General features: G+C 68.2%; 25 protein-coding genes. 20 read left to right on the forward strand and 5 right to left on the reverse strand.

Annotated features, from left to right (window positions below; genetic code table 11):
* Positions 1 to 66: 66 nt before the first annotated feature.
* From RA210_RS21295 to purT, 4 genes are read left to right on the forward strand one after another with little or no spacing between them, the layout of a single operon-like run.
* Entirely contained in the window at positions 67 to 669 is a 603-nt protein-coding gene (locus RA210_RS21295) for a CoA pyrophosphatase (RefSeq protein ID WP_136489768.1), read from the forward strand.
* Positions 670 to 689: 20 nt separating this feature from the next.
* Positions 690 to 1,214: a gamma carbonic anhydrase family protein gene (locus tag RA210_RS21300; protein ID WP_136489769.1), complete on the forward strand. Its 525-nt coding sequence runs from the start codon at positions 690 to 692 to the stop codon at positions 1,212 to 1,214.
* On the forward strand, positions 1,214 to 1,414 hold the full coding sequence (locus RA210_RS21305) for a DUF1289 domain-containing protein (protein ID WP_136489770.1): 201 nt from the start codon (positions 1,214 to 1,216) through the stop codon (positions 1,412 to 1,414). The genes RA210_RS21300 and RA210_RS21305 overlap by 1 nt, the downstream gene beginning before the upstream one ends.
* An 11-nt stretch (positions 1,415 to 1,425) precedes the next feature.
* On the forward strand, positions 1,426 to 2,607 hold the full coding sequence (gene purT / locus RA210_RS21310; RefSeq protein ID WP_201487931.1) for a formate-dependent phosphoribosylglycinamide formyltransferase: 1,182 nt from the start codon (positions 1,426 to 1,428) through the stop codon (positions 2,605 to 2,607).
* Between the two features lie 75 nt (positions 2,608 to 2,682).
* Here the strand turns inward: purT and RA210_RS21315 are convergent, their stop codons facing one another.
* Entirely contained in the window at positions 2,683 to 3,960 is a 1,278-nt protein-coding gene (locus tag RA210_RS21315; RefSeq protein ID WP_136489772.1) for an HlyC/CorC family transporter, read from the reverse strand.
* 13 nt (positions 3,961 to 3,973) lie between these two features.
* Positions 3,974 to 4,771: a cytochrome C assembly family protein gene (locus tag RA210_RS21320; protein ID WP_136489773.1), complete on the reverse strand. Its 798-nt coding sequence runs from the start codon at positions 4,769 to 4,771 to the stop codon at positions 3,974 to 3,976.
* Between the two features lie 143 nt (positions 4,772 to 4,914).
* On the opposite strand from RA210_RS21320, the gene ffh reads away from it, so the two are divergent.
* The 6 genes from ffh to RA210_RS21350 all read left to right on the forward strand — a co-directional run bounded on the left by ffh (position 4,915) and on the right by RA210_RS21350 (position 9,709).
* A complete protein-coding gene (gene ffh, locus RA210_RS21325; RefSeq protein ID WP_201487932.1) occupies positions 4,915 to 6,288 on the forward strand; it encodes a signal recognition particle protein in 1,374 nt (457 codons plus the stop codon).
* Between the two features lie 222 nt (positions 6,289 to 6,510).
* Positions 6,511 to 6,759 carry a 30S ribosomal protein S16 gene (gene rpsP / locus RA210_RS21330; RefSeq protein ID WP_136489775.1) on the forward strand — a complete coding sequence of 83 codons (249 nt, stop codon included), beginning with the start codon at positions 6,511 to 6,513 and terminating at the stop codon, positions 6,757 to 6,759.
* Between the two features lie 10 nt (positions 6,760 to 6,769).
* A complete protein-coding gene (rimM, locus tag RA210_RS21335; protein WP_136489799.1) occupies positions 6,770 to 7,306 on the forward strand; it encodes a ribosome maturation factor RimM in 537 nt (178 codons plus the stop codon).
* Between the two features lie 3 nt (positions 7,307 to 7,309).
* Entirely contained in the window at positions 7,310 to 8,053 is a 744-nt protein-coding gene (gene trmD, locus RA210_RS21340) for a tRNA (guanosine(37)-N1)-methyltransferase TrmD (protein ID WP_136489776.1), read from the forward strand.
* A gap of 41 nt (positions 8,054 to 8,094) precedes the next feature.
* On the forward strand, positions 8,095 to 8,451 hold the full coding sequence (gene rplS, locus RA210_RS21345; protein WP_136489777.1) for a 50S ribosomal protein L19: 357 nt from the start codon (positions 8,095 to 8,097) through the stop codon (positions 8,449 to 8,451).
* A 151-nt stretch (positions 8,452 to 8,602) separates the two neighbouring features.
* Positions 8,603 to 9,709: a glycoside hydrolase family 5 protein gene (locus RA210_RS21350; RefSeq protein WP_136489778.1), complete on the forward strand. Its 1,107-nt coding sequence runs from the start codon at positions 8,603 to 8,605 to the stop codon at positions 9,707 to 9,709.
* On the opposite strand, the gene RA210_RS21355 is transcribed toward RA210_RS21350, so the two are convergent.
* Together RA210_RS21355 and RA210_RS21360 are read right to left on the reverse strand one after the other, a co-directional pair.
* Positions 9,695 to 11,461, reverse strand: a complete 1,767-nt coding sequence (locus tag RA210_RS21355) for an ABC transporter ATP-binding protein/permease (RefSeq protein WP_201487933.1) — start codon at positions 11,459 to 11,461, stop codon at positions 9,695 to 9,697. The two genes, RA210_RS21350 and RA210_RS21355, sit on opposite strands and share 15 nt — an antisense overlap.
* A gap of 4 nt (positions 11,462 to 11,465) precedes the next feature.
* Complete coding sequence (locus tag RA210_RS21360) at positions 11,466 to 12,425, reverse strand: glucokinase (protein WP_201487934.1); 960 nt, start codon at positions 12,423 to 12,425, stop codon at positions 11,466 to 11,468.
* Positions 12,426 to 12,777: 352 nt separating this feature from the next.
* On the opposite strand from RA210_RS21360, the gene oscA reads away from it, so the two are divergent.
* The 10 genes from oscA (at position 12,778) to rmuC (ending at position 23,527) form a co-directional block, all read left to right on the forward strand.
* Positions 12,778 to 12,963 carry a sulfur starvation response protein OscA gene (gene oscA / locus RA210_RS21365; protein WP_136489781.1) on the forward strand — a complete coding sequence of 62 codons (186 nt, stop codon included), beginning with the start codon at positions 12,778 to 12,780 and terminating at the stop codon, positions 12,961 to 12,963.
* Positions 12,964 to 13,160: 197 nt separating this feature from the next.
* Complete coding sequence (locus RA210_RS21370; RefSeq protein WP_201487935.1) at positions 13,161 to 14,156, forward strand: sulfate ABC transporter substrate-binding protein; 996 nt, start codon at positions 13,161 to 13,163, stop codon at positions 14,154 to 14,156.
* Between the two features lie 98 nt (positions 14,157 to 14,254).
* The gene (gene cysT, locus RA210_RS21375; RefSeq protein ID WP_201487936.1) at positions 14,255 to 15,073 is read left to right on the forward strand and encodes a sulfate ABC transporter permease subunit CysT; all 819 of its coding nucleotides are present in this window, start codon (positions 14,255 to 14,257) and stop codon (positions 15,071 to 15,073) included.
* 10 nt (positions 15,074 to 15,083) lie between these two features.
* Positions 15,084 to 15,959, forward strand: a complete 876-nt coding sequence (gene cysW / locus RA210_RS21380) for a sulfate ABC transporter permease subunit CysW (RefSeq protein WP_201487937.1) — start codon at positions 15,084 to 15,086, stop codon at positions 15,957 to 15,959.
* Between the two features lie 3 nt (positions 15,960 to 15,962).
* The gene (locus RA210_RS21385; RefSeq protein ID WP_201487938.1) at positions 15,963 to 16,952 is read left to right on the forward strand and encodes a sulfate/molybdate ABC transporter ATP-binding protein; all 990 of its coding nucleotides are present in this window, start codon (positions 15,963 to 15,965) and stop codon (positions 16,950 to 16,952) included.
* Positions 16,953 to 17,041: 89 nt separating this feature from the next.
* A complete protein-coding gene (xerD, locus tag RA210_RS21390; RefSeq protein WP_201487939.1) occupies positions 17,042 to 17,932 on the forward strand; it encodes a site-specific tyrosine recombinase XerD in 891 nt (296 codons plus the stop codon).
* A 94-nt stretch (positions 17,933 to 18,026) separates the two neighbouring features.
* Positions 18,027 to 18,761: a disulfide isomerase DsbC N-terminal domain-containing protein gene (locus tag RA210_RS21395; RefSeq protein ID WP_136489787.1), complete on the forward strand. Its 735-nt coding sequence runs from the start codon at positions 18,027 to 18,029 to the stop codon at positions 18,759 to 18,761.
* 109 nt (positions 18,762 to 18,870) lie between these two features.
* Positions 18,871 to 20,175: a homoserine dehydrogenase gene (locus tag RA210_RS21400; protein WP_136489788.1), complete on the forward strand. Its 1,305-nt coding sequence runs from the start codon at positions 18,871 to 18,873 to the stop codon at positions 20,173 to 20,175.
* Positions 20,176 to 20,229: 54 nt separating this feature from the next.
* Complete coding sequence (gene thrC / locus RA210_RS21405) at positions 20,230 to 21,639, forward strand: threonine synthase (protein ID WP_201487940.1); 1,410 nt, start codon at positions 20,230 to 20,232, stop codon at positions 21,637 to 21,639.
* A 406-nt stretch (positions 21,640 to 22,045) separates the two neighbouring features.
* Complete coding sequence (gene rmuC / locus RA210_RS21410; protein WP_136489790.1) at positions 22,046 to 23,527, forward strand: DNA recombination protein RmuC; 1,482 nt, start codon at positions 22,046 to 22,048, stop codon at positions 23,525 to 23,527.
* 2 nt (positions 23,528 to 23,529) lie between these two features.
* Here the strand turns inward: rmuC and RA210_RS21415 are convergent, their stop codons facing one another.
* Positions 23,530 to 25,635, reverse strand: a complete 2,106-nt coding sequence (locus RA210_RS21415) for a putative bifunctional diguanylate cyclase/phosphodiesterase (RefSeq protein WP_136489791.1) — start codon at positions 25,633 to 25,635, stop codon at positions 23,530 to 23,532.
* Between the last annotated feature and the right edge of the window lie 11 nt (positions 25,636 to 25,646).

A 25,646-nucleotide genomic window follows, 5' to 3' on the forward strand; every position in this document is an offset into this window, starting at 1 on the left:
CGAGGGCTTGGGCGTGTCGCGTCTTTCATGCCATGATTCATGCATTTCCCATGACGAGAGTGCTCCATGCTGGACGTGCTGCGCCAACGCGTACAGGCCCACACGCCGGGTTCCCTGCCCAGTGACCGCGACTTTCCTGAGGCGGCGGTGCTGGTGCCGGTCACCCGCAGCGCCGAGCCGCAACTGGTACTGACCCTGCGCGCCAGCGGCTTGTCGACCCATGGCGGCGAGGTGGCCTTTCCCGGCGGGCGCCGCGACCCGGACGACGAGTCGCTGGTGTTCACCGCCCTGCGCGAGGCGCACGAGGAGGTGGGGCTGGCGCCGGGACTGGTGGAGGTGGTCGGCCCGCTGAGCACTCAGATCTCCCGTCACGGCATCAAGGTCGTTCCCTACGTCGGCTTCATTCCCGACCATGTCGACTTCCAGGCCAATCGCGACGAGATCGATGCGGTGTTCAGCGTGCCGCTGGAGTTCTTCCGCGAGGACCCGCGCGAGATCACCCACCGCATCGACTATCTCGGCCACAGCTGGTACGTGCCGAGCTACCGCTACGCCGGCTTCAAGATCTGGGGACTGACCGCGATCATGGTGGTCGAGCTGGTCAACCTGGTGTACGACGCCGGCATCCAGCTGCGCGAGCCGCCGCCCCACTACATTCATTACCGTTGAGCGTGCCGAGGAGGCTGCCGATGAAATACCGCCTGGGCGATGCCCGAGTTGAAGCCCATCCCGACAGCTGGGTGGCCCCCGGCGCCAGCCTGGTCGGCAAGGTGCGCCTGGATGCCGGTGCCAGCGTGTGGTTCGGCGCCGTGCTGCGCGGCGACAACGAGCTGATCCACGTCGGCGAAGACAGCAACGTGCAGGACGGCAGCGTGCTGCACACCGACATGGGCTGGCCGCTGACCATCGGCAAGGGCGTGACCATCGGCCACAAGGTCACCCTGCATGGCTGCACCATCGGTGACCACAGCCTGGTCGGCATCGGCGCCGTGGTGCTCAACGGCGCCAGGATCGGCCGCAACTGCCTGATCGGCGCCGGCGCGCTGATCCCTGAGGGCAAGGAGATTCCCGACGGCAGCCTGGTGATGGGCGTGCCGGGCAGGGTGGTGCGCCAGCTGAGCGAGGAACAGATCCGCGGACTGCAGGCCAACGCTGCCCACTACGTTGACAACGCCCGCCGCTACGCCCGCGAACTGGCCGAGCAGGACGACTGATGGTCGAGCTGCAGGACAAGCCGGTCGCCTCGCCCTGCGTGTACGTCTGCGCGCTGGACGACAACGACCTCTGCGTCGGCTGCCAGCGCAGCGGCGACGAAATCACCCGCTGGGGCCGCATGGACAACGCCGAGCGCCGCGCCGTGCTCGCGCGCTGCCGCGAGCGCGCCCTGGCCGCAGGACTGTTGACCCCCCTCTGAGGAAAGCCTTAGTGACCATGATCGGAACCCCGCTGTCGCCGAGCGCGACCCGTGTACTGCTGTGCGGCTCTGGCGAGCTGGGCAAGGAAGTCGTCATCGAGCTGCAGCGCCTGGGCTGCGAGGTGATCGCCGTCGACCGCTACGCCAACGCTCCGGCCATGCAGGTGGCGCACCGCAGCCACGTGATCAGCATGCTCGACGGCGCCGCGCTGCGCGCGGTGATCGAGCAGGAGCAGCCGCACTACATCGTCCCCGAGATCGAGGCCATCGCCACCGATACCCTGGTCGAGCTGGAGGCCGAGGGCTTCACCGTGGTGCCCACCGCGCGCGCGGCGAAGCTGACCATGAACCGCGAGGGCATCCGCCGCCTGGCCGCCGAGGAGCTGGGCCTGCCGACCTCGCCGTACCGCTTCGCCGGCAGCTTCGAGGACTATGCCGCGGCGGTCGCCGAGCTGGGCTTCCCCTGCGTGGTCAAGCCGATCATGAGCTCTTCCGGCAAGGGTCAGAGCCTGCTGCGCGGTGCGGACGACGTGCGCAAGGCCTGGGACTACGCCCAGGAAGGCGGCCGCGCCGGCAAGGGCCGGGTGATCGTCGAGGGCTTCATCGACTTCGACTACGAGATCACCCTGCTCACCGTGCGCCACATCGGCGGCACCACCTTCTGCGCGCCGGTCGGCCACCGCCAGGAGAAGGGCGACTACCAGGAGTCCTGGCAGCCGCAGGCGATGAGTCCTGCTGCGCTGGCCGAGTCCGAACGCATCGCCCGTGCGGTGACCGAGGCCCTCGGCGGCCGCGGCCTGTTCGGCGTCGAGCTGTTCATCAAGGGCGACCAGGTGTGGTTCAGCGAGGTGTCGCCGCGCCCGCACGACACCGGCCTGGTGACGCTGATCTCCCAGGACCTCTCCGAGTTCGCCCTGCACGCGCGGGCCATCCTCGGCCTGCCGATCCCGGCGATCCGCCAGTTCGGCCCTTCGGCCTCGGCGGTGATCCTGGTCGAGGGCGAGTCGCAGCAGGTCGCCTTCGGCAACCTCGGCGCCGCGCTGGCCGAGGCGGATACCGCGCTGCGCCTGTTCGGCAAGCCGGAAGTCAGCGGCCAGCGGCGCATGGGCGTGGCGCTGGCGCGCGACGAGTCGATCGAGGCGGCGCACGCCAAGGCGCTGCGCGCGGCGCAGGCGGTCACTGTCGAGCTGTAAGCGGCCCGGGCAGCGAAAAGGCCGGCCACCCTCGCGGGTGCCGGCCTTTCTTTTGATCTGTGGGGCGGCGACGGCTCATTCGTCCTCGTGCCGGCCGGGCTCGGCCCGCCAGGCGCGTACGCGCTTCACGCGGTTTTCCTCGGCCTGGAGGATCTCCAGGCGATAGGGGCCGATCTTCAGGCATACGCTGCTGTCGGGGATGGTTTCCAGCGCCTCGGTGACCAGGCCGTTGATGGTGCGCGGCCCATCGCAGGGCAGGTGCCAGCCCAGTTCGCGGTTGACCTCGCGGATGTTGGCGCTGCCGTCGACCACGAAGCTGCCGTCGTCCTGGGGGTGGACGGACGGCTCGCGCAGGCCGGGCTGGGTGGTGAACTCACCGACGATCTCCTCGAGGATGTCCTCGAGGGTGACCAGGCCGATCACCTCGCCGTACTCGTCGACCACCATGCCCATGCGCCGCTTGAACTTCTGGAAGTTGATCAGCTGGGTCGACAGCGGGGTGTTTTCCGGCACGAAGTAGGGCTCCACGCAGGCGCTGCGCAGCGCCTCGTGGGTCAGCTGGCTGTGGGTCAGCAGGCGGGCGATGCGGCGCATGTGGATCACCCCCTCGACCTGGTTGAGGTCGTGGCGGTACACCGGCAGGCGGGTGTGGCTGGTGCTGCGCAGCTGGGCGACGATCTGTCCGATGTCCTCCTCGAGATCGATGCCGATGACCTCGTTGCGCGGGATCATGATGTCGTTGACCGAGACCCGCTCCAGGTCGAGGATGCCCAGCAGCATGTTCTGCCGGTCGAGCGGCAGGCCGCCGCCGGCCTCGCGCACCACGCTGCGCAGCTCCTCGGCGGACAGGCCTTCCTGGCGGTGCTGTGCCGGGTCGATGCCGAGCAGGCGCAGCAGGCCGTTGCTGATCGCGCCGGTGACCCACACCAGCGGGTGGAGCAGGCGCATCAGCAGCAGGAGCACGCGGCTGGCCGGGTAGGCGACCTGTTCCGGGCGCAGGGCGGCCAGGGTCTTGGGGGTGATCTCGCCGAAGATCAGGATGACGATGGTCAGCACCACGGTGGAGATGGCGATGCCGGCCTCGCCCCACAGGTCCACGGCGATCACCGTGGCGATGGAGGCGGCGAGGATGTTGACCACGTTGTTGCCGACCAGGATGGTGCCGAGCAGGCGGTCGGGGCGGCTGAGCAGCTCGCTGGCGCGCCGGGCGCCCTTGTGCCCCTCGCGCGCCAGGTGGCGCAGGCGGTAGCGGTTGAGGCTGAGCATGCCGGTCTCGGAGCTGGAGAAGAACGCCGAGCAGGCGATCAGGAATACCAGCAGTCCGAACAACAAACCCGAATGGAGATCGCCCACGGCGTCGGCTGTCCTAGATGTGCAGGATGAATTCGCGGACCAGCTTGCTGCCGAAGTAGGCCAGCATCAGCAGCAGGAAGCCGGCCAGGGTCCAGCGGATCGCCTTGCCGCCGCGCCAGCCGAGCTGGTGGCGGCCCCACAGCAGTACGCCGAACACCACCCAGGCCAGGCAGGCGAGCAGGGTCTTGTGTACCAGGTGCTGGGCGAACAGGTCGTCGAGGAACAGCCAGCCGGACAGCAGCGACAGCGACAGCAGGCTCCAGCCGCCCCACAGGAAGCCGAACAGCAGGCTCTCCATGGTCTGCAGCGGCGGGAAGTTGCGGATGATCCCCGAGGGGTGCTTGTGCTTGAGCTGGTGGTTCTGCAGCAGCAGGAGCAGGGCCTGCACCACGGCGATGGTGAACAGGCCGTAGGCGAGGATCGACAGCAGGATGTGGGCGAGGATGCCGGGCGCCTCGACGATCGGCCGGGTGGTGCCGCCGGGCAGCAGGGCCAGCAGGGCGGTCAGGCTGCCGAGCGGGAACAGCAGCACCAGCAGGTTCTCCACCGGGATGCGCAGGCTGGCCAGCAGGGTCAGGGCGATCACCGCGGCGGCCAGCAGGCTGGCGGCGTTGAAGAAATCGAGCAGCAGGGCGCCGTTGTCGAGCAGCAGCAGGCGCAGGCCGAATGCGTGGGCCAGCAGGGCCAGCGCACCGAGCAGGCCGAGCAGGCGCTTGTCCGGCACCGCGCGGCGGGAGAGCAGCAGGGCCTGGTACAGGGCCGCGCCGGCATACAGGCCGGCCGCCGCCAGGCTGGGCAGCAAAGGCGTCATAAGTCCTTGTGGGGAAAGCCTCGAAGTTGCCGAGTTTGGCACAGAACCGGCTATCCACGAAAGCCTGGGGGACGGTGTCGGTGGTCGTCGCACTCGGCTATAATCCGCCGCCTGCCGCAAGCTCCCTCTTCAAAGGAACGTGCATGTTCGAGAATTTGACCGACCGCCTCTCGCAGACGCTGCGCAATGTCACCGGCCGCGCCAAGCTGACCGAGGACAACATCAAGGACACCCTGCGCGAGGTGCGCATGGCCCTGCTCGAGGCCGACGTCGCCCTGCCGGTGGTCAAGGACTTCGTCAACAAGGTCAAGGAGCGTGCGGTCGGCACCGAGGTGTCGAAGAGTCTGACCCCGGGCCAGGCGTTCGTGAAGATTGTCCGCGCCGAGCTGGAAGCGCTGATGGGCGCGGCCAACGAGGACCTGGCGCTGAACGCCGCGCCGCCGGCGGTGATCCTGATGGCCGGCCTGCAGGGCGCGGGCAAGACCACCACGGTCGGCAAGCTCGCGCGCTTTCTCAAGGAGCGCAAGAAGAAGTCGGTGCTGGTGGTGTCCGCCGACGTCTACCGCCCGGCGGCGATCAAGCAGCTGGAGACCCTGGCCAATGAGGTGGGGGTGACCTTCTTCCCCTCCGACCTGAGCCAGAAGCCGGTGGACATCGCCCGCGCGGCCATCGCCGAGGGCCGGCTGAAGTTCATCGACGTGGTGATCGTCGACACCGCCGGCCGTCTGCACGTCGACGCCGAGATGATGGCGGAGATCCAGCAGGTCCACGCCGCGATCAATCCGGTCGAGACCCTGTTCGTGGTCGACGCCATGACCGGTCAGGATGCGGCCAACACCGCCAAGGCCTTCAACGACGCCCTGCCGCTGACCGGCGTGGTGCTGACCAAGGTCGACGGCGATGCCCGCGGCGGCGCCGCGCTGTCGGTGCGCGCGATCACCGGCAAGCCGATCAAGTTCCTCGGCATGGGCGAGAAGAGCGAGGCGCTCGATCCGTTCCATCCCGACCGCGTGGCCTCGCGCATCCTCGGCATGGGCGACGTGCTCAGCCTGATCGAGCAGGCCGAGCAGACCATGGACCGCGAGAAGGCGGCCAAGCTCACCCAGAAGCTGAAGAAGGGCAAGGGCTTCGACCTCGAGGACTTCCGCGACCAGCTGCAGCAGATGAAGAACATGGGCGGCCTCGGCAGCCTGATGGACAAGCTGCCGATGCTCGGCGGCGTCAACCTCGGCCAGATGGGCAATGCCCAGCAGGCGGCGGAGAAGCAGTTCCGCCAGATGGAGGCGATCATCAACTCGATGACCCCCGCCGAGCGGCGCGACCCGGAAATGATCAGCGGCTCGCGCAAGCGCCGCATCGCCCTGGGTTCCGGCACCCAGGTGCAGGATGTCGGGCGGCTGATCAAGCAGCACAAGCAGATGCAGAAGATGATGAAGAAGGTCACCGCCAAGGGCGGCATGGCCAAGATGATGCGCGGCATGAGCGGCCTGATGGGCGGCGGCATGCCGAAGATGTGAGGATCGATCGGCGGCGTCGCGCAGGCGATGCCGCCGGACGTAGTGCGCGGCGAAGACCGCGCGCGACAATGAGGAAGACCCCGGGAACGGTGCCCGCCATGGCGGGCGCCGCAAAATGGCTTTGCATTTCTCCGGATAATCCTTAAAATGTGCGGCCTTTCGGGCCGTGGGCCCTAGTGTGCATACAGCTTTTGCAAGCACCTACTACAGGAACGAAGTTCAATGGTAACCATCCGTCTTGCTCGTGGCGGCTCCAAGAAGCGCCCTTTCTACCACCTGACCGTGACCAACAGCCGCTCCGCCCGTGACGGCCGTTTCGTCGAGCGCATCGGTTTCTTCAACCCGGTCGCCACCGGTGGTGAAGTGCGTCTCTCCGTGAACGCCGAGCGTGCCCAGTACTGGCTGAGCCAGGGCGCCCAGCCGTCCGAGCGCGCTGCCCAGCTGCTCAAGGAAGCGGCTGCTCAGGCCTGAGTGCTCGATGATGCAAAATTCGCCGGCACCCGCCGAGGATCTGGTCGTCCTTGGCAAAATCGTCTCGGTGTACGGCATCCGCGGTGAGGTCAAGATCTACTCCTACACCGATCCGCTGGATAACCTGCTGGACTACCGCCACTGGACGCTCAAGCGTGATGGCGAGGTCCGTCAGGTCGAACTGGCCAGTGGGCGCCTGCACAACAAGGTGCTGACCGCCAAGATCAAGGGACTCGACGATCGCGAAGAGGCCCGCGGCTATGCCGGATTCCTCATCTGTGTACCGCGCAGCTTGCTGCCGGCGCTGGAAGAGGACGAGTTCTACTGGTATCAGCTGGAAGGTCTGAAGGTCATCAACCAGGACGGGCAGCTGCTCGGAAAGGTCGACCACTTGCTGGAAACCGGCGCCAACGACGTGCTGGTGGTGAAGCCCTGTGCGGGCAGTCTGGATGATCGCGAGCGCCTGTTGCCCTACACGGAGCAATGCGTGCAGAAGGTCGATCTGGCTGCCGGTGAGCTGCGGGTGGACTGGGATGCGGATTTCTGACCCATGCGGGTAGACGTTCTCAGCCTGTTCCCCGAGATGTTCGTCGCCATCAGCGAGTACGGCATCACCAGCCGTGCGGTGAAGCAGGGTCTCCTGCAGCTGCAATGCTGGAATCCGCGGGATTACACCGAGGACCGCCACCAGACGGTGGACGATCGGCCCTTCGGCGGTGGCCCGGGGATGGTGATGAAGATCAAGCCGCTGGAGCGGGCCCTGGCCGATGCCAGGCAAGCTGCAGGCGGTGCGGCCAAGGTGATCTACCTGTCGCCGCAGGGGCGTCGTCTCGATCAGGCGGCGGTCCGCGAACTGGCGAACGAGGAGCGTCTGATCCTCATCGCCGGGCGTTACGAAGGCATCGACGAGCGTTTCATCGAGACGCACGTGGATGAAGAATGGTCGATCGGCGATTATGTCCTGTCCGGCGGTGAGCTGCCGGCCATGGTGCTGATCGATGCGGTGACGCGGCTGTTGCCCGGAGCATTGGGACACGCCGATTCCGCCGAGGAGGACTCGTTTACCGACGGCCTGCTCGACTGTCCGCACTACACCCGACCCGAGGTGTACGAGGGCAAAAGTGTTCCGCCGGTGCTGCTCAGCGGCAACCACGAACACATCCGGCGCTGGCGTTTGCAGCAGTCCCTGGGACGTACCTGGGAACGACGTGCCGATCTTCTGGATAGTCGCTCGCTTTCTGGAGAAGAGAAAAAGCTGCTGGACGAATATATCCGCCAGCAGAACGATAGTTAACGTATCGATGGCAGGCCGCAGGCTTGTCTATGGAGCACAGCATGAGCAACAAGAACCCGATCATTCAGCAGATCGAAGCTGAACAGATGAACAAAGAGATCCCGGCGTTCGCCCCCGGCGACACCGTGATCGTGCAAGTGAAGGTGAAGGAAGGCGACCGTCAGCGTCTGCAGGCCTTCGAAGGCGTGGTGATCGGCAAGCGTAACCGCGGCCTGAACAGCGCCTTCACCGTGCGCAAGATCTCCAGCGGCTTCGGCGTCGAGCGTACCTTCCAGACCTACAGCCCGCTGGTCGACAGCATCACCGTCAAGCGTCGCGGCGACGTGCGCAAGGCCAAGCTGTACTACCTCCGCGACCTGTCCGGCAAGGCCGCTCGCATCAAGGAGAAGCTGGTCTGAGACCCGCTTCCCTGCAGCAAAAAAAGCAGCCCTCGGGCTGCTTTTTTTGTGTCCGCGATTTGGGTCGGTGGTGCGCGGCCTCGGCTGCGTCTGGCGTCTGCTAGCCTGACAGTCAGGTGGGCTGGACGCGCCAGGCGCGGGGGAGACGGCGATGAAGCAGGCAGGCATGAAGCTGCGCGGGGTCAATCTGGGCAGCTGGCTGGTGCTGGAGAAATGGATGGTGCCGAGTCTGTTCGAAGGGCTGGCGGCCACCGACGAGACCACCTGGTGCGCCGAACTGGGCGAGGCTGCGGGCGAGCGCCTGCGCCGGCACTGGGACAGCTTCGTCACCCGCGACGACTTCGCCTGGATCGCCGGCCATGGCCTGAACGCCGTGCGCATCCCGCTGGGCCACTGGATCTTCGGCCCCGACTATCCCTGGCACCCGAGCTACGGCGTGCACCGCCATCCCTTCGTCGAAGGCGGCATCGAGGTGCTCGACCGCGCCATGGACTGGGCGCAGGAGTTCGGTCTGCGCGTGGTGCTCGACCTGCATGCCGCCCCGGGCTGCCAGAACGGTTTCGACAACGGCGGAATCAAGGACGTCTGCGAATGGCACACCCGCCCGGAATACCTCGAGCATTCGCTGGCGGTGCTGGAGCGCCTGGCCGAGCGCTATCGCGACCATCCGGCGCTGCACGCCATCGAAGCACTCAACGAACCGCGCTGGGACGTGCCTACCGACTACCTCAAGGCCTACTACCTGGCCGCCTACGCGCGCATCCGCAAGCATTGCCCGGCCGAGCGGGTGGCGGTGGTGTTCCATGACGGTTTCCGCGATTTCCGCGAGTATCTGGGCTTCATGCAGGGGCCGGAGTTCCGCAACGTGATCTTCGACATCCACCGCTACCAGTGCTTCGAGCGCGGCGACATCGACATGGACATCTACGGCCACCTGCGCAAGGCCGCCGGCGAGTGGAAGCAGGAGGCCGATGCCGTCATCACCGAGCTGGGCCTGCCGACCTTCTGCGGCGAGTGGAGTCTGGGCCTGGACCTCCGGGTGGTCTCGCTGTGGGCCGAGGGGCCGTTCAATCACGCGCTGGAGTACATGGACGCCTTCCAGGAGGATGTGGCCTACCGCGGCTACGCCGCCGCCCAGCTGGCTACCTGGGAGAAGTACCTGGGCTGGTTCTTCTGGAGCTACAAGACCGAGACCACTCCGGCCTGGTGTTTCCGCGACTGCGTCGAGCGCGGCTGGCTGCCGTCAGGGTTCGCGTAGGGCGCAGGGGGCCGGCTCCGGCGAGCAGTTCAGGTACTTGTCTTCGCACAGCCGGTCGAGCACCAGCCGGCGCGTGTAGAAGTGTTCCAGGGTGCGGTGGAAGCTGATGGTCAGCAGCGTCGAGCCGAGCAGTTCGCGGTGCAGCACCTCGGTCATGCATTCCTCGCCCTGCACGTCGAAGGCGTCGGTGGCCTCCTCGATGAACACCCAGGCCGGATGGTGCAGCAGCAGGCGGGCGATGCCGATGCGCTGCTGGGCGCGCAGCGGCAGCACGCGGTCCCAGTCGTCGCTGTCCTCCAGGCGCGGCGCCAGCCAGGGGATGCCGGCGCAGTCCAGGGCGTGGAGAATCTGCGCGTGGCCGAAGTGGCCGGCGGGATGCGGGTAGCTGAGCGCCGCCTGCAGGGTGCCGTCGGGGAGGAACGGCCGCTGCGGCAGGAACACGATGCTCTGTCCGGCGGGCAGCTCGATTTCGCCATGGCCCCAGGGCCACAGCCCGGCGACCGCCTTGAACAGGGCGATGGTCACCGTCGGGTCGCCGCTGATCAGCACCCGTTCGCCACGCTGGATGCTCAGGTCCAGAGGCTCCAGCAGCACCCGTCCGTCCGGATTGGCCAGGCTGAGGTTGCGCAGGGTCAGTGTGTCGCCCTGGCTGCGGCGCAGGTCGATGCGGTGCTCCACCGGATTGTCGGCGCGCTCCTCGAGCAGCAGCATGTCGTTGTACAGGCTCACCACCCGGTCGACCGAGGCGCGGCACTTGGCCAGCTCGCCGAGGTTGTCGATCGGCCAGGACAGCGCCGAGGTCAGGCGCTGGAAGGCCTGCGCCGCCTGCATCAGCACGCCCAGGGTCATGCCCCCGGCGATGAACTGCGGCGCGGCGACCAGGATCGGGAACACCGGCAGCAGGGTGCCGTAGCCGGTGGAGAAGGAGACGATGCCCAGGTAGCCGAGCGTCTGGCGGTTCCAGCCCTGGCCGACGTCGGCGAACAGCCGATCGGCCTGGCGGTGCTCGATCTCCTCGCCGTGCATCAGGGCGATCGCCTCGGAGTTCTCGCGGGCACGGGCCAGGCCGAAGCGCAGGTTGGCCTCCACCGTCTGCAGGCGGTTGGTAGCGCGGATCAGCGGCCGGCCCAGCAGCAGGCCGAACACGGTGCCGCCGCCGGCATACAGGAAGGCCAGCAGCACCAGATAGCCGGGCACCACCAGGGAGGTGCCGGGGATCGGCAGGCTGCCGGAGACGTCGAGGAGGATGTCGATGAAGCTGCCGAGGATCAGCAGCGAATAGAGCAGCGACAGCGCCAGGGCGATGGCCGTCTCGGTGGCGATGCGGATGTCCTCGGCGATGCGCCCGTCGGGGTTGTCGTGCTCGCCGCTGGTGAACTGCAGCTGGTAGTGGCGGGCGTGGGCCATCCACTGGTCGAGCAGGCGGTCGGTCAGCCAGCGCCGCCAGTCCAGTTGCAGCCAGCGCTTGACGTGCAGGTGCAGGGCGGTGACCAGCATGGTCAGCACGAAGATCAGCAGGAAGGTGGCGATCAGCCAGACCAGATCGCGCAGCGAGCGCGCCTCGAGGACGTCGAACAGCTCGCGATGCCAGTAGCTGATCCAGATCGCCAGGCCCACCTGCGCCTGGGTCAGCGCCACCAGCAGCAGCACCGCCGCGCGCACCGTCCAGCGGCGCTCGCAGTTCCAGTAGGCGCCGGCCAGGCGCAGGAACTGCCAGGTCAGCCGGGGCGGGGGCGGGCTGGCCGGTGCCATGGCGTCACTCCGCCTGCAGCGCCAGGCGCGCGGCGATCTGCGCGGCGCCGCGCAGGCCCAACTGCTCGTCGAGCACCACCTGCAGCGGGATGCCTTCCAGCAGCGCACGCATCGGCGGCCTGGCGACGAACGCCTCGCGCACCGCCGGCAGGCGCAGGCAGGGCAGGATCTTCGGCGCGATGCCGCCGCCCAGGTACACGCCGCCGCGGGCCAGGCCGGTCAGCGCCAGGTTGCCGGCGGCGCCGGCCAGCAGGCGGGCGAACAGCTCGAGGGTCGCCGTCGCCCGGGCGTCGCCGGCCGCGGCGGCGGCGCCGATCTGCGCGGGACCGGGCAGGCCGTCGGCATCCTCATCGCGGCCGGCGAGAAAGGCGAAGAGGCGGACCAGCCCCGCACCGGACAGCAGCAGCTCGAGGCTGACCCGGCCGTGGCGTGGCAACAGGTGGTGCAGCAGGGCGAGCTGCTGCTCGTCCTGCGCGGCGAAGTCGGCATGGCCGCCCTCGCTGGGCAGGACCAGCGGCTGCGCCGGCGTGCCGGCGAGCAGCGCCATGCCCAGGCCGGTGCCGACGGCGAGCAGGGCGCGCACGCCGCCGGGCTGCGGCCTGCCGCTCTGCAGGGGGCACAGTTGCTCGTCGTGCAGCAGGGGCAAGCCCTGGACCTGGGCGGCCAGGTCGTTGACCAGCTCGATCCGGCGCAGAGCGAGTTGCCCGGCCAGTTCGTCGGCGTCCAGGTCCCAGGGCAGGTTGGTCAGTCGCACCTGCTGGCCATCGACCGGCCCGGCCACGGCCAGGCAGGCGACCTGCGGCTGTTCGCCCGGGCGCAGGAAGGCGCGCAGCAGGCTCAGGCCGTCGGCATGTTCCTGGCTGGCCAGGGTCTGCTGACGCAGGGGCTGCCAGGCGTCGCCGCGGCTCTCGCTCAGCAGCAGGCGCGCCCGGGTACCGCCGATGTCTGCCGCCAGAATGAGCATGCCTACCTCGTCGTGCGCTCGGACGCCGGCCTGCGCACCTCGTGCGCGGGCTGTTCGGCAGGCCGGGCGAGGGCGCCCGGTGGATCGGGGTAGCGGCAGCGGCGCATGGAGCCCGCTGCGCATGTGTCCTGCAGTATAGGCGGCCAGGCGGCGCAGCCGGGAGCCAGGCTGCGCTGCGGCGGCGGGCGGCGATTCGAGTCGCGCCGGCGGCGCCTGGGCTGCCTGGCTTTTATGTCATTTAGATATATAAAAATTCTTAAACAATATTTTTAAGAATATAAATGGTGTGCCTAATATGCGCTCCATCGCCGGGGCACGGCCCGCGGGCGATCCATAGCCAAGGAGCATCCCCATGAGCGCCAACCTACGCAGTGTCGCCGGCCAGGACGAAGCCGGTCTGTTGCGCGAGATCCACAATGCCCTGCACGGCCTGCGCTACGGCGCGGTGGAAATCACTGTGCACAACGGCCAGGTGGTGCAGATCGAGCGCAAGGAAAAGTTCCGCCTGCAGCCGCCGAGCGGCAGCAAGCAACCCTGATTTCGCACAGGCCCGACTGGACCACCGGAGGGCGTGAGCATGCAACCTGACATCGACCAGACCATGAGCACGCACATGAGCATCCGAGCCCTCCGCCGCTGTTGCTGGCGAATGTGACGCCAACCGTCGTTCCCGACCCGATTGCCACATTCCGCCGTTATCCGGCGTGCTGTCGAGCACGCCCAAGGAGCACCAGCATGTCCATTCGTCGTTTCGCTCTGGCCGCCATCGTCGGCCTGTCCCTCAGCGCCGCCGCACAGGCGCAGACCCTGCTCAACGTGTCCTACGACCCGACCCGCGAGCTGTACCAGGAGTACAACGCGGCCTTCAACCAGCACTGGCAGGCCCAGGGCCACGAGGCCGTGAGCATCCAGCAGTCCCACGGCGGTTCGGGCAAGCAGGCCCGTGCGGTGATCGACGGCCTCAAGGCCGATGTGGTGACCCTGGCTCTGGCCGGCGACATCGACGAGCTGCACAGGCTCGGCAAGCTGATCCCGGAGGACTGGCAGTCGCGCCTGCCGCAGGCCAGCACCCCCTACACCTCGACCATCGTGTTCCTGGTGCGCAAGGGCAACCCCAAGCAGATCAAGGACTGGGACGACCTGGTCAAGCCGGGCGTCGAGGTGATCACCCCCAACCCGAAGACCTCCGGCGGCGCGCGCTGGAACTTCCTCGCCGCCTGGGCCTACGCCCAGCAGCAGTACGGCAGCGAGGACAAGGCCAAGGCCTTCGTCGAGCAGCTGTACAAGAACGTCCCGGTGCTGGACACCGGCGCCCGCGGCTCGACCATCACCTTCGTCAACAACGACATCGGCGACGTGCTGCTGGCCTGGGAGAACGAGGCGTTCCTGGCGCTCAAGGAGGAGGGCGGCGAGAACTTCGAGATCGTCGCGCCCAGCCTGTCGATCCTCGCCGAGCCGCCGGTGGCGGTGGTCGACAAGAACGTCGACCGGAAGGGCACCCGCGAAGTGGCCACCGCCTACCTCGAGTACCTGTACAGCGAGGAAGGCCAGCGCATCGCCGCCAAGCACTTCTACCGCCCGCGCAACGAGAAGGTCGCCGCCGAGTTCGCCCAGCAGTTCCCGGCGCTCAAGCTGGTCACCATCGATGGAGACTTCGGCGGCTGGAAGAGCGCGCAGCCGAAGTTCTTCAACGATGGCGGCGTATTCGACCAGATCTACCAGGTGCAGTGATCTCCGCCTGCCGATCGAGCCCCCGGTGTCCGCCACCGGGGGTTGTTGCTTGACCACAACCCGGATGGCCTCCGGGCCAAGAAACTTGCGAGGAACCCATGTCCCGCCGCATTTCCCCCGTCATACCCGGCTTCGGGCTGACGCTGGGCTACACCCTGGTGTATCTCAGCCTCCTGGTGCTGATCCCCCTGGGTGCCATGTTCGTCCATGCGGCCCAGCTCACCTGGGAGCAGTTCTGGGCCATCGTCAGCGCGCCGCGGGTGCTCGCTGCGCTCAAGCTGAGCTTCGGGGTCGCCCTGGCTGCGGCGCTGCTCAACGGCGTGATCGGCACCCTGCTGGCCTGGGTGCTGGTGCGCTACCGCTTCCCCGGGCGCAAGGTCATCGACGCGATGATCGACCTGCCGTTCGCCCTGCCCACCGCGGTGGCCGGCATCGCCCTGACCGCGCTCTACGCGCCCAGGGGGCTGATCGGCAGCCTGGCCGCCGATCTCGGTTTCAAGATCGCCTACACCCCGCTGGGCATCACCCTGGCACTGACCTTCGTCACCCTGCCGTTCGTGGTGCGCACCCTGCAGCCGGTGCTGGAGGACATTCCGCGCGAGGTGGAGGAGGCCGCTGCCTGTCTGGGCGCCAAACCCTGGCAGGTGTTCCGCCACGTGCTGCTGCCGGCGCTGCTGCCGGCCTGGCTGACCGGCTTCGCCCTGGCCTTCGCCCGCGGCATCGGCGAGTACGGTTCGGTGATCTTCATCGCCGGCAACATGCCGATGAAGACCGAGATCCTGCCGCTGCTGATCATGGTCAAGCTCGACCAGTACGACTACACCGGCGCCACCGCCATCGGCGTGCTGATGCTGGTGGTGTCCTTCGTCCTGCTGCTGCTGATCAACCTGCTGCAGCGCCGCATCGAAACGCCGTGAGGAGGCCGCCATGTCATCCGTAACCGTCGCCTACGGCGCCGCACAGGGCAATGCCGCCCGCCGCGGCCATGCGCTGGGCCGCTCCCTGCTGATCGCCGGCGCCTGGCTGGTGTTCGCCCTGTTCCTGCTGCTGCCGCTGTACGTGGTGCTCGGCGAGGCGCTCAAGCAGGGCCTGGGCACCTTCGTCACCGCCATCCTCGAGCCGGACGCCCTCGCCGCGTTGCAGCTGACCCTCACCGCCGTGGCCATCGCCGTGCCCCTGAACCTGCTGTTCGGCGTCGCCGCCGCCTGGTGCGTGAGCAAGTACGAGTTCCGCGGCAAGAGCCTGCTGGTCACCCTGATCGACCTGCCGTTCTCGGTGTCGCCGGTGATCGCCGGCCTGATCTATGTGCTGCTGTTCGGCGCCCAGGGTTTCTTCGGCCCGTGGCTGCAGGAGCGCGACATCCAGATCATCTTCGCCGTGCCCGGCATCGTCCTGGCCACCGTGTTCGTCACCGTGCCCTTCGTCGCCCGCGAGCTGATTCCGCTGATGCAGGAGCAGGGCATCCAGGAGGAGGAGGCCGCGCGGCTGCTCGGCGCCAACGGCTGGCAGATGTTCCGGCACGTCACCCTGCCCAACATCAAGTGGGGCCTGATCTACGGCGTGGTGCTGTGCACCGCGCGGGCGATGGGCGAGTTCGGCGCGGTGTCGGTGGTGTCGGGGCATATCCGCGGCGTCACCAACACCCTGCCGCTGCATGTCGAGATCCTCTACAACGAGTACAACCACGTCGCCGCCTTCAGCGTCGCCAGCCTGCTGCTGGCCCTGGCGCTGTGCATCCTGCTGCTCAAGCAGTGGAGCGAAAGCCGTCTGACCCGCCTCAAGTCGAATGCTGCCGAGGAATAAGCCATGAGTATCGAGATCCGCACCGTCAGCAAGCGCTTCGGCGCCTTCCAGGCCCTCGACGCCATCGACCTGGACATCCACAGCGGCGAGCTGGTGGCACTGCTCGGCCCGTCCGGCTGCGGCAAGACCACCCTGCTGCGCATCATCGCCGGCCTGGAAACCCCGGACGTCGGCAGCATCGCCTTCCACGGCGAGGACGTCTCCGGCCACGACGTGCGCGACCGCAACGTCGGCTTCGTGTTCCAGCACTACGCGCTGTTCCGCCACATGACGGTGTTCGACAACGTCGCCTTCGGCCTGCGCATGAAACCCAAGCGCGAACGGCCGAGCGAGGCGCAGATCAGGGACAAGGTCCACGAACTGCTGAACATGGTGCAGCTCGACTGGCTGGCCGACCGCTACCCCGAGCAGCTCTCCGGCGGCCAGCGCCAGCGCATCGCCCTGGCCCGCGCCCTGGCGGTGGAGCCGAAGATCCTCCTGCTCGACGAGCCGTTCGGCGCGCTGGACGCCAAGGTGCGCAAGGAGCTGCGCCGCTGGCTGGCGCGCCTGCACGAGGAGATCAACCTGACCTCGGTGTTCGTCACCCATGACCAGGAGGAGGCCATGGAGGTCGCCGACCGCATCGTGGTGATGAACAAGGGCGTCATCGAGCAGATCGGCGCGCCCGGCGAGGTCTACGAGCAGCCGGCCAGCGACTTCGTCTACCACTTCCTCGGCGACTCCAACCGCCTGCAGCTGGGCGAGGAGGGGCACATCCTGTTCCGTCCGCACGAGGTGTCGCTGGCGCGCGAGGCGCTGGCCGGCCATCTGGCCGCCGAGGTGCGCGACATCCGCCCGCTCGGCGCCATCACCCGGGTGACCCTCAGGGTCGAGGGGCAGGGCGAGCTGGTCGAGGCCGAGGTGGTGAAGAGCCATGCCAGCCTGGTCGGTCTGGCGCGCGGCGACCGCCTGTATTTCCGGCCCGCCACCGACGGCCTGCGCTCGGCGTCCTGACTGCCCCCGGCCCGCCCTGGCGGGGCGGGCTGGCCGCTGGCCGGGCGGGCGTGCCAGACTGGCGCTCCCGTCGTCATCGCGCCCCGCCCATGTCCGAGCACGCCCATCCCCTGATCGATCGCTTTCTCGATGCCCTCTGGCTGGAGAAGGGCCTGTCGCGCCACACCCGGGAAGCCTACGGCACCGACCTGGCGCTGTTCCGTGCCTGGCTGGCCGAGCGCGGTTTCGACCTGCTGCGGGTCGACCGCGATCTGGTCCGCGAGTACCTCGGCTGGCGCCAGGAGCGCGGCTACCACGCGCGCTCCACGGCGCGCCTGCTGTCCTGCCTGCGCGGCTTCTACCACTACTGCCAGTTCACCGGGCTGATCGCCGAGGACCCCACCCTGCAGGTGGTCCTGCCGAGCCAGTCGCGCGCCGTGCCGCACAGCCTCGGCGAGGCCGAGGTCGAGGCGCTGCTGGCCGCGCCGGACACCGGCGCGGCGCTCGGCCTGCGCGACCGCGCCATGCTTGAGGTGCTGTATGCCTGCGGCCTGCGGGTCAGCGAACTGGTGGCGCTGACCCTCGAGCAGGTCGATCTGCGCCAGGGCGTGGTACGGGTGAACGGCCCTGGGGGGCGCGAGCGCCTGGTGCCGCTCGGCGAGGAAGCCATCGACTGGCTGCTGCGCTACCTGCGCGCGGCGCGCGGCGAGCTGCTGCTCGGACGGCCCAGCGAGGTGCTGTTTCCCAGCCTGCGCGGCGAGCAGATGACCCGGCAGACCTTCTGGCACCGCATCAAGCGCCACGCGCGCAGCGCCGGCATCGATCAGCCGCTGTCGCCGCACACCCTGCGCCACGCCTTCGCTACCCACCTGCTCAACCACGGCGCCGACCTGCGGGTGGTGCAGATGCTGCTCGGGCATCGCGACCTGTCGACCACGCAGATCTACATCCACATCGCCGACGCGCGCCTGCAGGCCCTGCAGGGCAGCTCGTCCGCTTGATCGTCGGCAGCGTGCGCCGTTGCCGCGGCCGGCCCGGGTGGCTGTGGTAGGCTTGGCCATCAACCAAGCCGCTTCGCCGCTTCAAGGAGTCTTCATGCGTCCGTTCCGCTTCCTCGCTGCCGTCACTCTCGGCCTGGCCAGCGCCATCGCCCAGGCTGCCGACCCCGATCAGACGATCCGCCAGTCCCTCAAGGCGCTGCAGCCGGACCTGCCGATCGAGGCGATCAGCGAGAGCCCGATGCCCGGCCTGTACCAGGTGCAGCTCAAGGGCGGCCGCCTGCTCTACACCAGCGCCGACGCCCAGTTCGTCATGCAGGGCTTCCTGTACCAGGTCAAGGACGGCAAGGCCGTCAACCTCACCGAGCAGGCCGAAAGCAAGGCGGTGGCCAAGGAGATCAATGCCATCCCGGTCAAGGAGATGGTGGTGTTCCCGGCCGACGCCAAGGCAGCGCAGAAGACCCACATCACCGTGTTCACCGACACCGACTGCGGCTACTGCCAGAAGCTGCACAGCGAGGTGGCCGAGCTCAACCGCCGCGGCGTCGAGGTGCGCTATGTGGCCTTCCCGCGCCAGGGCGTCGGCAGCCACGGCTACAACACCCTGGTCAGCGTGTGGTGCGCCAAGGACCCGCGCGAGGCGATGAACCTGGCCAAGGCGCGCAAGGACGTGCCGCAGGCCGAGTGCGACAACCCGGTGAGCAAGCAGTACGCACTGGGCCAGATGATCGGCGTGCAGGGCACTCCGGCCATCGTGCTGGCCAACGGCCAGCTGATCCCCGGCTACCAGCCGGCGCCGCAGCTGGCCGAGGCGGCGCTGGCGGCGAAGTGATCGGCGTTCAGCTGCCGATTGACTAACAATCCACCGCTTCGTAATGTGCGGATCTTTTCATCGGCCGGGATTCCCGGCCGTACTGCGTCGTAAAGATGGGGAACTGATAGTGAAACCGGTGAAAGTAGGTATCTGTGGGTTGGGGACCGTCGGTGGCGGTACCTTCAATGTGCTCAAACGCAATGCCGAGGAGATCGCCCGCCGTGCCGGGCGCGGCATCGAAGTGGCGCAGATTGCCGCGCGTGACGCCAACCCGCAATGCGATACCACCGGTACCCCCATCACCGGTGACGTGTTCGAGCTGGTCGACAACCCGGAAATCGACATCGTCATCGAGCTGATCGGCGGCTACACCGTGGCCCGCGAGCTGGTGCTCAAGGCCATCGACAACGGCAAGCACGTGGTCACCGCCAACAAGGCGCTGATCGCCGTGCACGGCAACGAGATCTTCGCCAAGGCGCGCGAGAAGGGCGTCATCGTCGCCTTCGAGGCCGCCGTGGCAGGCGGCATCCCGGTGATCAAGGCGATCCGCGAGGGCCTGGCCGGCAACCGCATCAACTGGCTGGCCGGCATCATCAACGGCACCGGCAACTTCATCCTCACCGAGATGCGCGAGAAGGGCCGCACCTTCGACGACGTGCTCAAGGAAGCCCAGGCGCTGGGCTACGCCGAGGCCGATCCGACCTTCGACGTCGAGGGCATCGACGCCGCGCACAAGCTGACCATCCTCGCCTCCATCGCCTTCGGCATTCCGCTGCAGTTCGACAAGGCCTACACCGAAGGCATCACCGCGCTGACCACCGCCGACGTCAACTACGCCGAGGCGCTGGGCTACCGCATCAAGCACCTCGGCGTGGCCCGCCGCACCGAGGCCGGCATCGAGCTGCGCGTGCACCCGACCCTGATCCCCGCCGACCGCCTGATCGCCAACGTCAACGGCGTGATGAACGCGGTGATGGTCAACGGCGACGCCGTCGGCAGCACCCTGTACTACGGCGCCGGCGCCGGCATGGAGCCGACCGCCTCGGCGGTGGTGGCCGACGTGGTCGACGTGGTCCGCGCGCTGACCACCGACCCGGAGAACCGCGTGCCGCACCTGGCGTTCCAGCCGGACGCGCTGTCCGACCACCCGATCCTGCCGATCGAGGCCTGCGAGAGCGCCTACTACCTGCGCATCCAGGCCAAGGACCATCCGGGCGTGCTGGCCCAGGTGGCGAGCATCCTCTCCGCGCGCGGCATCAACATCGAGTCGATCATGCAGAAGGAAGCCGAGGAGCACGACGGCCTGGTGCCGATGATCCTGGTCACCCACCGCGTGCGCGAGGCGCAGATCGACGACGCCATCGCCGCCCTGGAGGCCCTCGAGGGCGTGGCCGGCAAGGTCGTGCGCATCCGCGTCGAGCAGCTCAACTAATCCGTCAACGGCTGCCGGCCGCGCGCCGGCAGCCCGCACCGAAGGTTTTTCCCCATGCGCTACATCAGTACCCGCGGCCAGGCGCCGGCCCTCAACTTCGAAGACGTGCTGCTCGCCGGCCTGGCCAGCGACGGCGGCCTCTACGTGCCGGAAAACCTGCCGCGCTTCACCGTCGAGGAGATCGCCTCCTGGGCTGGCCTGCCGTACCACGAGCTGGCCTTCCGGGTGATGCGCCCGTTCGTCGCCGGCTCCATCGCCGACGCCGACTTCAAGCGGATCCTGGAAGAGACCTACGGCGTGTTCGCCCACCAGGCGGTGGCGCCGCTGACCCAGCTGGGCGCCAACGAGTGGGTGCTCGAGCTGTTCCAGGGCCCGACCCTGGCGTTCAAGGACTTCGCCCTGCAGCTGCTCGGCCGCCTGCTCGACCACGTGCTGGCCAAGCGCAACGAGCGCGTGGTGATCATGGGCGCCACCTCCGGCGACACCGGCTCGGCCGCCATCGAGGGCTGCAAGGCCTGCGACAACGTCGACATCTTCATCATGCACCCGCACAACCGCGTGTCCGAGGTGCAGCGCCGGCAGATGACCACCATCCTCGGCGACAACATCCACAACATCGCCATCGAAGGCAACTTCGACGACTGCCAGGAGATGGTCAAGGCCAGCTTCGCCGACCAGGGCTTCCTCAAGGGCACTCGCCTGGTGGCGGTCAACTCGATCAACTGGGCGCGGATCATGGCCCAGATCGTCTACTACTTCCACGCCGCCCTGCAGCTCGGCGCGCCGCACCGCTCGGTGGCCTTCTCGGTGCCGACCGGCAACTTCGGCGACATCTTCGCCGGCTACCTGGCGCGCAACATGGGCCTGCCGATCAACCAGCTGATCGTCGCCACCAACCGCAACGACATCCTGCACCGCTTCATGTCCGGCAACCGCTACGACAAGGACACCCTGCATCCGTCGCTGTCGCCGTCGATGGACATCATGGTCTCCTCCAACTTCGAGCGCCTGCTGTTCGACCTGCACGGCCGCAACGGCGCCGCCGTCAGCGCGCTGATGGACGAGTTCAAGGCCACCGGCAAGCTGTCGGTCGAGGACGACCGCTGGACCGAGGCCCGCCGCCTGTTCGACTCGCTGGCGGTGGACGACGAGCAGACCTGCGCCACCATCGCCGAGGTGCATGGCCAGACCGGCTACCTGCTCGACCCGCACACCGCGATCGGCGTCAAGGCCGCCCGCGAGTGCCGCCGCAGCCTGGCGCTGCCGATGGTGGTGCTCGGCACTGCGCATCCGGTCAAGTTCCCGGAAGCGGTGGAGAAGGCCGGCATCGCTGCCGTACCGCAACTGCCGCCGCACCTGGCCGACCTGTTCCAGCGCGAGGAGCGCTGCAGCGTGCTGCCCAACGACCTGAAGGCGGTGCAGGACTTCGTCAGCCAGCACGGCAACCGCGGCAAGCCGCTGTAAGGCGACGCTGCGGGTTGTCCACACAAGGGCCGGCTGCGCGAGCAGCCGGCCCTTTCGTTTGGGCGCCCGCCGGGGTTCTGCCCGCTCGCTGCCGCTGCGTGCTCTGCCGCCATCGTCAAGTGCGCCTGTGCACAAAACCCGAGGCCTGCGACGCGCCGTCGCATCCGGGAGCAGGGCCGGGACGGCTGCTGCCCTAATAACTAATTCTTTGAAAATCAAGCAGAAAAACTTCTGAACAAAAAACAGCCAATCTGTCTGCAGGCCCTGCCGCGCCGGGGGCGGGGCGATCTGTCCGGTATTTGTCCACCCAGTTATCCACAGCAATTGTGGATTGAACCGGGGCGGCGCGACGCTGCCCGCAGCGCCTGACCGTTATACTCGGTGCTATCAGCCAGGGAGTCCGTTCATGCCTTTCGATCTGTCCAGCCTGTTGCTCGGTATCGTCGCTGCCGCCCTCCCTCTAGCGGGGCTGCTCTGGCGCCTGCAGCAGCAGCGCGGCGAGGCGCGCCAGCAGGCCGGCCTGCTGGAGGAGCGTCTGGCCGCCGGCGAACAGGCGCGCGAGGCGCTGGCCGGGCAACTGGCCCAGGTCCGTGGCGAGGCGCAGGGCCAGCAGCGCCTGCTGGCGACCCTGCAGGGCGAGAACGCCGCCCTGCGCCGCGAGGTCCAGCTGCTCGGCGCCGAGCGCCAGCAGGCCGCCGAGGCGGCCCGCCAGTGGCAGGATGAGCGCCAGCAGCGCGAGGAGGAGCTGCGCGACCTCGCCGCCGAGCGCGCCGCGCTGGCCAGCGCCCTGCGCGAGCAGCAGCAGGGCCATCGCCAGCGCCTCGAGGAGGTGCAGGCGGCGCGCGACGAGCTGCGCGCGCAGTTCGCCGAGCTGGCCGGGCGGATCTTCGAGGAGCGCGAGCAGCGCTTCGCCGAGAACAGCCAGCAGCGGCTGAGCCAGCTGCTCGATCCGCTGCGCGAGCGCATCCACAGCTTCGAGCAGCGCGTCGAACAGAGCTACCAGCAGGAGGCGCGCGAGCGCTTCTCGCTGGGCAAGGAGCTGGAGCGCCTGCAGCAGCTCAACCAGCGCCTGGGCGAGGAGGCGCACAACCTGACTCGCGCGCTCAAGGGTCAGAAGACCCAAGGCAACTGGGGCGAGCTGGTGCTGGAGCGGGTGCTCGAGCACGCCGGCCTGGAGAAGGGCCGCGAGTACGACACCCAGGTCAGCCTGCGTGGCGAAGGCGGCCAGCGCTACCAGCCCGACGTGCTGGTGCGCCTGCCCGGCGAGCGCCAGGTGGTGGTCGACGCCAAGGTCAGCCTGACCGCGTACCAGCAGTACGTCGCCGCCGAGGACGAGGGCGCCCGGTCGCAGGCCCTGAAGCTGCACGTGCAGTCGCTGCGCAGCCATCTCAAGGGCCTGTCGGCCAAGGACTACCAGCGCCTGGAGGGCCTGCACAGCCTCGATTTCGTGCTGCTGTTCGTGCCGCTGGAAGGCGCCTTCGCCGCCGCGCTGCAGGCCGAACCCGGGCTGTTCGAGGAGTCCTTCGCGCAGAACATCGTGATCGTCGGGCCGACCACCCTGCTGGCCACCCTGCGCCTGATCGACAGCCTGTGGCGCCAGGAGCGGCAGAACCTCAACGCCCGCGAGATCGCCGAGCGCGCCGGCTGGCTGTATGACAAGTTCGTGCTGTTCGTCCAGGACCTCGACGAGATCGGCAGCCGCCTGCAGCAGCTCGACAAGGCCTACGCCAATGCGCGCAACAAGCTCGGCGAGGGGCGCGGCAACCTGATCGGCCGCGCCGAGCAGCTCAAGGCGCTCGGCGCCCGCGCCAGCAAGAGCCTGCCGGCCGACTGGCTGGTACGTGCCGGGGCGCCGCCGCTGGTGGCGGCCGATGACGACGGAGCCTAGGACTAGAGCGCCTGCGCCAGTCGTGTCGCGGCGCCGGTAGTGGTCGAGCGCCCCTGATGGGTCAGGTAGAAGCGTGCTAAATCGTCGGCGCGCATTGGCTTGCCGAACAAGTAGCCCTGGATTTGGCTGATGCCGATGGCATCCAGGTAGTCCTGCTGGCGTTGGGTTTCGACGCCTTCGGCGACTGTGCTCAGGCCCATGCTCTGGGCCATGACGGTGACTGCGCGGACGATGGCGCGGTCGCTGGGCGAGGCGACGATGTCCTTGATGAAGGCGCGGTCGATCTTGATGGTGTCGAGCGGGAAGCGCAGCAGGTATTCCAGCGACGAGTAGCCGATACCGAAGTCGTCGATGGCTATCTGGAAGCCCTGGGCGCGCCAGCCGCGCAACTGCTCGATGGTGCCCTGTGGGTCCTGCATGGCGATGCTCTCGGTGATCTCCAGCTTGATCTGCGTCGGTGGCACGCCAGCATCGCGCACCGCCGCGACGAGCACTTCCGTCAGCCGGTTGTCTTGGAACTGGCGCGGCGACAGGTTGATGCTCATCTGCAGCTGGATGCCGAGGTTCTGCCAGGCGCGTAGCTGTCGGCAGGCGCTGCGCAGGATCCATTCGCCCAAGGCATTGATCAGGCCCAGCTCCTCCATGATCGGGATGAAGCGCGGCGGCGGCACCGGACCGACCTCCGGATGCTCCCAGCGTATCAGCGCCTCGACGCCGACGATGCGGTTGTCGCGCAGCTGCAGCTGCGGCTGGTAGACCAGATGGAATTGACGGAAGTTCTCCTCGAGCGCAGTGCGCAGGGCAAGCTCCAGTTTCAGCTCGGTGCCCCTGTCGGTGTCGGACGGACGGGCGATGCCCAGTGGTCTGCCTTGCAGGCGGGCGAGCTTGCGGGCATCCCGGGCGGCCTGGATCATCTCCTCTGCATCGCCGGCGTGGTCGGGAAACAAGGCGATGCCGGCGGTCAGCGACACGAACAGCGCTTGGCCGTCGACGTCGAGTGGCTGGCTGGTGCGCGCCAGCGCCGCCTCGGTCTTGGCGCGCAGGCGGGACAGGTCGTTGTGCGGGACCAGCAGGGCGAACTCGTCGCCGGCCAGGCGGGCGGCATGCACCTCACTGGGCATCCCCTGTTGCAGGGCATGGGCGACGCGCGCCAGCACCAGGTCGCCGACTTTCATGCCGAGGGCATCGTTGATGCGTCCCAGGCGACTGATGTCGAACAGCACCATGGCGATGCCGTACCCCGCGCGGCGGGCGCCCTCTATCGCGGTTTCCAGCAGGCGCAGGAACAGCTTGCTGTTGGGCAGGCCGGTGAGCGTGTCATGCAGGGCCAGATGCTGGACCATCCGCTCGGCTTCGCGTGTCTGGGTGACGTCCTGCCAGGCGCCCTCGAACAACCGCGCGGGACCTTGCGTCGGGCTGTGCTCGGCGACCAGATGCAGCACGCGCATGCCGCCTCCAGCCTGCGGCAAGCGGACCTCTTGGTCGAGCCGGCTCAGCGCCGTGCGCGAGACATTCATGGCCTGGGCGAGACGCGTCCGGTCGTCGGGATGGACACGGGTGAGCAGCTTGTCGAGATGATCGACCTCCGCGGCGGCGATCCCGGCCATCTCGGCCAGATCCACCGACCACTCTAGGCAGTCGCTGTCGGTGTGCCAGGCCCAGAAGCCGAGGCGGGCGATCTTCTGGGCGTGGCTCTGGCGCAGCCGGGTGCGCTGCAGTTCCAGGCTGGTGCGCCGGGCGCGCAGGGCATAGCGCAGCCGCGAGGCGAGCAGCGGCCAGTTGATCGGCTTGGTGATGAAGTCGGTGGCGCCGGACTCGAAGGCCCGCTCCACGTCAGTGGTGGCATCGGCGGCGGTGAGCATGATCACCGGCGTGCCCGGCACGGCCTCGGACTCGCGCATCGCCCGGCAGGCGGCGAAGCCATCGAGACGCGGCATCATCACGTCCATCAGCACTAGATCGGGGCTGTCGCGCAGGAAAACCTCCAGGCCTTCTTGGCCGTCGGTGGCCTCCAGCAGTCGATAGCCCTGCTTGCCGAGGATCGACTTGATCAGCATTCGGGTGGACTGGTCGTCCTCGATGACGAGGATGGATTGCTCGGTATGCATGGTCGTAGTGC

The organism is Pseudomonas sp. OF001, assembly GCF_904426495.1.
Lineage (GTDB): Bacteria > Pseudomonadota > Gammaproteobacteria > Pseudomonadales > Pseudomonadaceae > Geopseudomonas.

Coding starts and splice junctions, on each gene's coding strand:
- RA210_RS21305 (WP_136489770.1), top strand. CDS start 1,214: ATGGTCGAGCTGCAGGACAAGCCGGTCGCCTCGCCCTGCGTGTACGTC.
- RA210_RS21385 (WP_201487938.1), top strand. CDS start 15,963: ATGAGTATCGAGATCCGCACCGTCAGCAAGCGCTTCGGCGCCTTCCAG.
- RA210_RS21295 (WP_136489768.1), top strand. CDS start 67: ATGCTGGACGTGCTGCGCCAACGCGTACAGGCCCACACGCCGGGTTCC.
- ffh (WP_201487932.1), top strand. CDS start 4,915: ATGTTCGAGAATTTGACCGACCGCCTCTCGCAGACGCTGCGCAATGTC.
- RA210_RS21355 (WP_201487933.1), bottom strand. CDS start 11,461: ATGGCACCGGCCAGCCCGCCCCCGCCCCGGCTGACCTGGCAGTTCCTG.
- trmD (WP_136489776.1), top strand. CDS start 7,310: ATGCGGGTAGACGTTCTCAGCCTGTTCCCCGAGATGTTCGTCGCCATC.
- RA210_RS21370 (WP_201487935.1), top strand. CDS start 13,161: ATGTCCATTCGTCGTTTCGCTCTGGCCGCCATCGTCGGCCTGTCCCTC.
- oscA (WP_136489781.1), top strand. CDS start 12,778: ATGAGCGCCAACCTACGCAGTGTCGCCGGCCAGGACGAAGCCGGTCTG.
- rplS (WP_136489777.1), top strand. CDS start 8,095: ATGAGCAACAAGAACCCGATCATTCAGCAGATCGAAGCTGAACAGATG.
- RA210_RS21350 (WP_136489778.1), top strand. CDS start 8,603: ATGAAGCAGGCAGGCATGAAGCTGCGCGGGGTCAATCTGGGCAGCTGG.
- RA210_RS21360 (WP_201487934.1), bottom strand. CDS start 12,425: ATGCTCATTCTGGCGGCAGACATCGGCGGTACCCGGGCGCGCCTGCTG.
- RA210_RS21320 (WP_136489773.1), bottom strand. CDS start 4,771: ATGACGCCTTTGCTGCCCAGCCTGGCGGCGGCCGGCCTGTATGCCGGC.
- RA210_RS21300 (WP_136489769.1), top strand. CDS start 690: ATGAAATACCGCCTGGGCGATGCCCGAGTTGAAGCCCATCCCGACAGC.
- RA210_RS21395 (WP_136489787.1), top strand. CDS start 18,027: ATGCGTCCGTTCCGCTTCCTCGCTGCCGTCACTCTCGGCCTGGCCAGC.
- rimM (WP_136489799.1), top strand. CDS start 6,770: ATGCAAAATTCGCCGGCACCCGCCGAGGATCTGGTCGTCCTTGGCAAA.
- cysT (WP_201487936.1), top strand. CDS start 14,255: ATGTCCCGCCGCATTTCCCCCGTCATACCCGGCTTCGGGCTGACGCTG.
- thrC (WP_201487940.1), top strand. CDS start 20,230: ATGCGCTACATCAGTACCCGCGGCCAGGCGCCGGCCCTCAACTTCGAA.
- rpsP (WP_136489775.1), top strand. CDS start 6,511: ATGGTAACCATCCGTCTTGCTCGTGGCGGCTCCAAGAAGCGCCCTTTC.
- rmuC (WP_136489790.1), top strand. CDS start 22,046: ATGCCTTTCGATCTGTCCAGCCTGTTGCTCGGTATCGTCGCTGCCGCC.
- xerD (WP_201487939.1), top strand. CDS start 17,042: ATGTCCGAGCACGCCCATCCCCTGATCGATCGCTTTCTCGATGCCCTC.
- cysW (WP_201487937.1), top strand. CDS start 15,084: ATGTCATCCGTAACCGTCGCCTACGGCGCCGCACAGGGCAATGCCGCC.
- RA210_RS21415 (WP_136489791.1), bottom strand. CDS start 25,635: ATGCATACCGAGCAATCCATCCTCGTCATCGAGGACGACCAGTCCACC.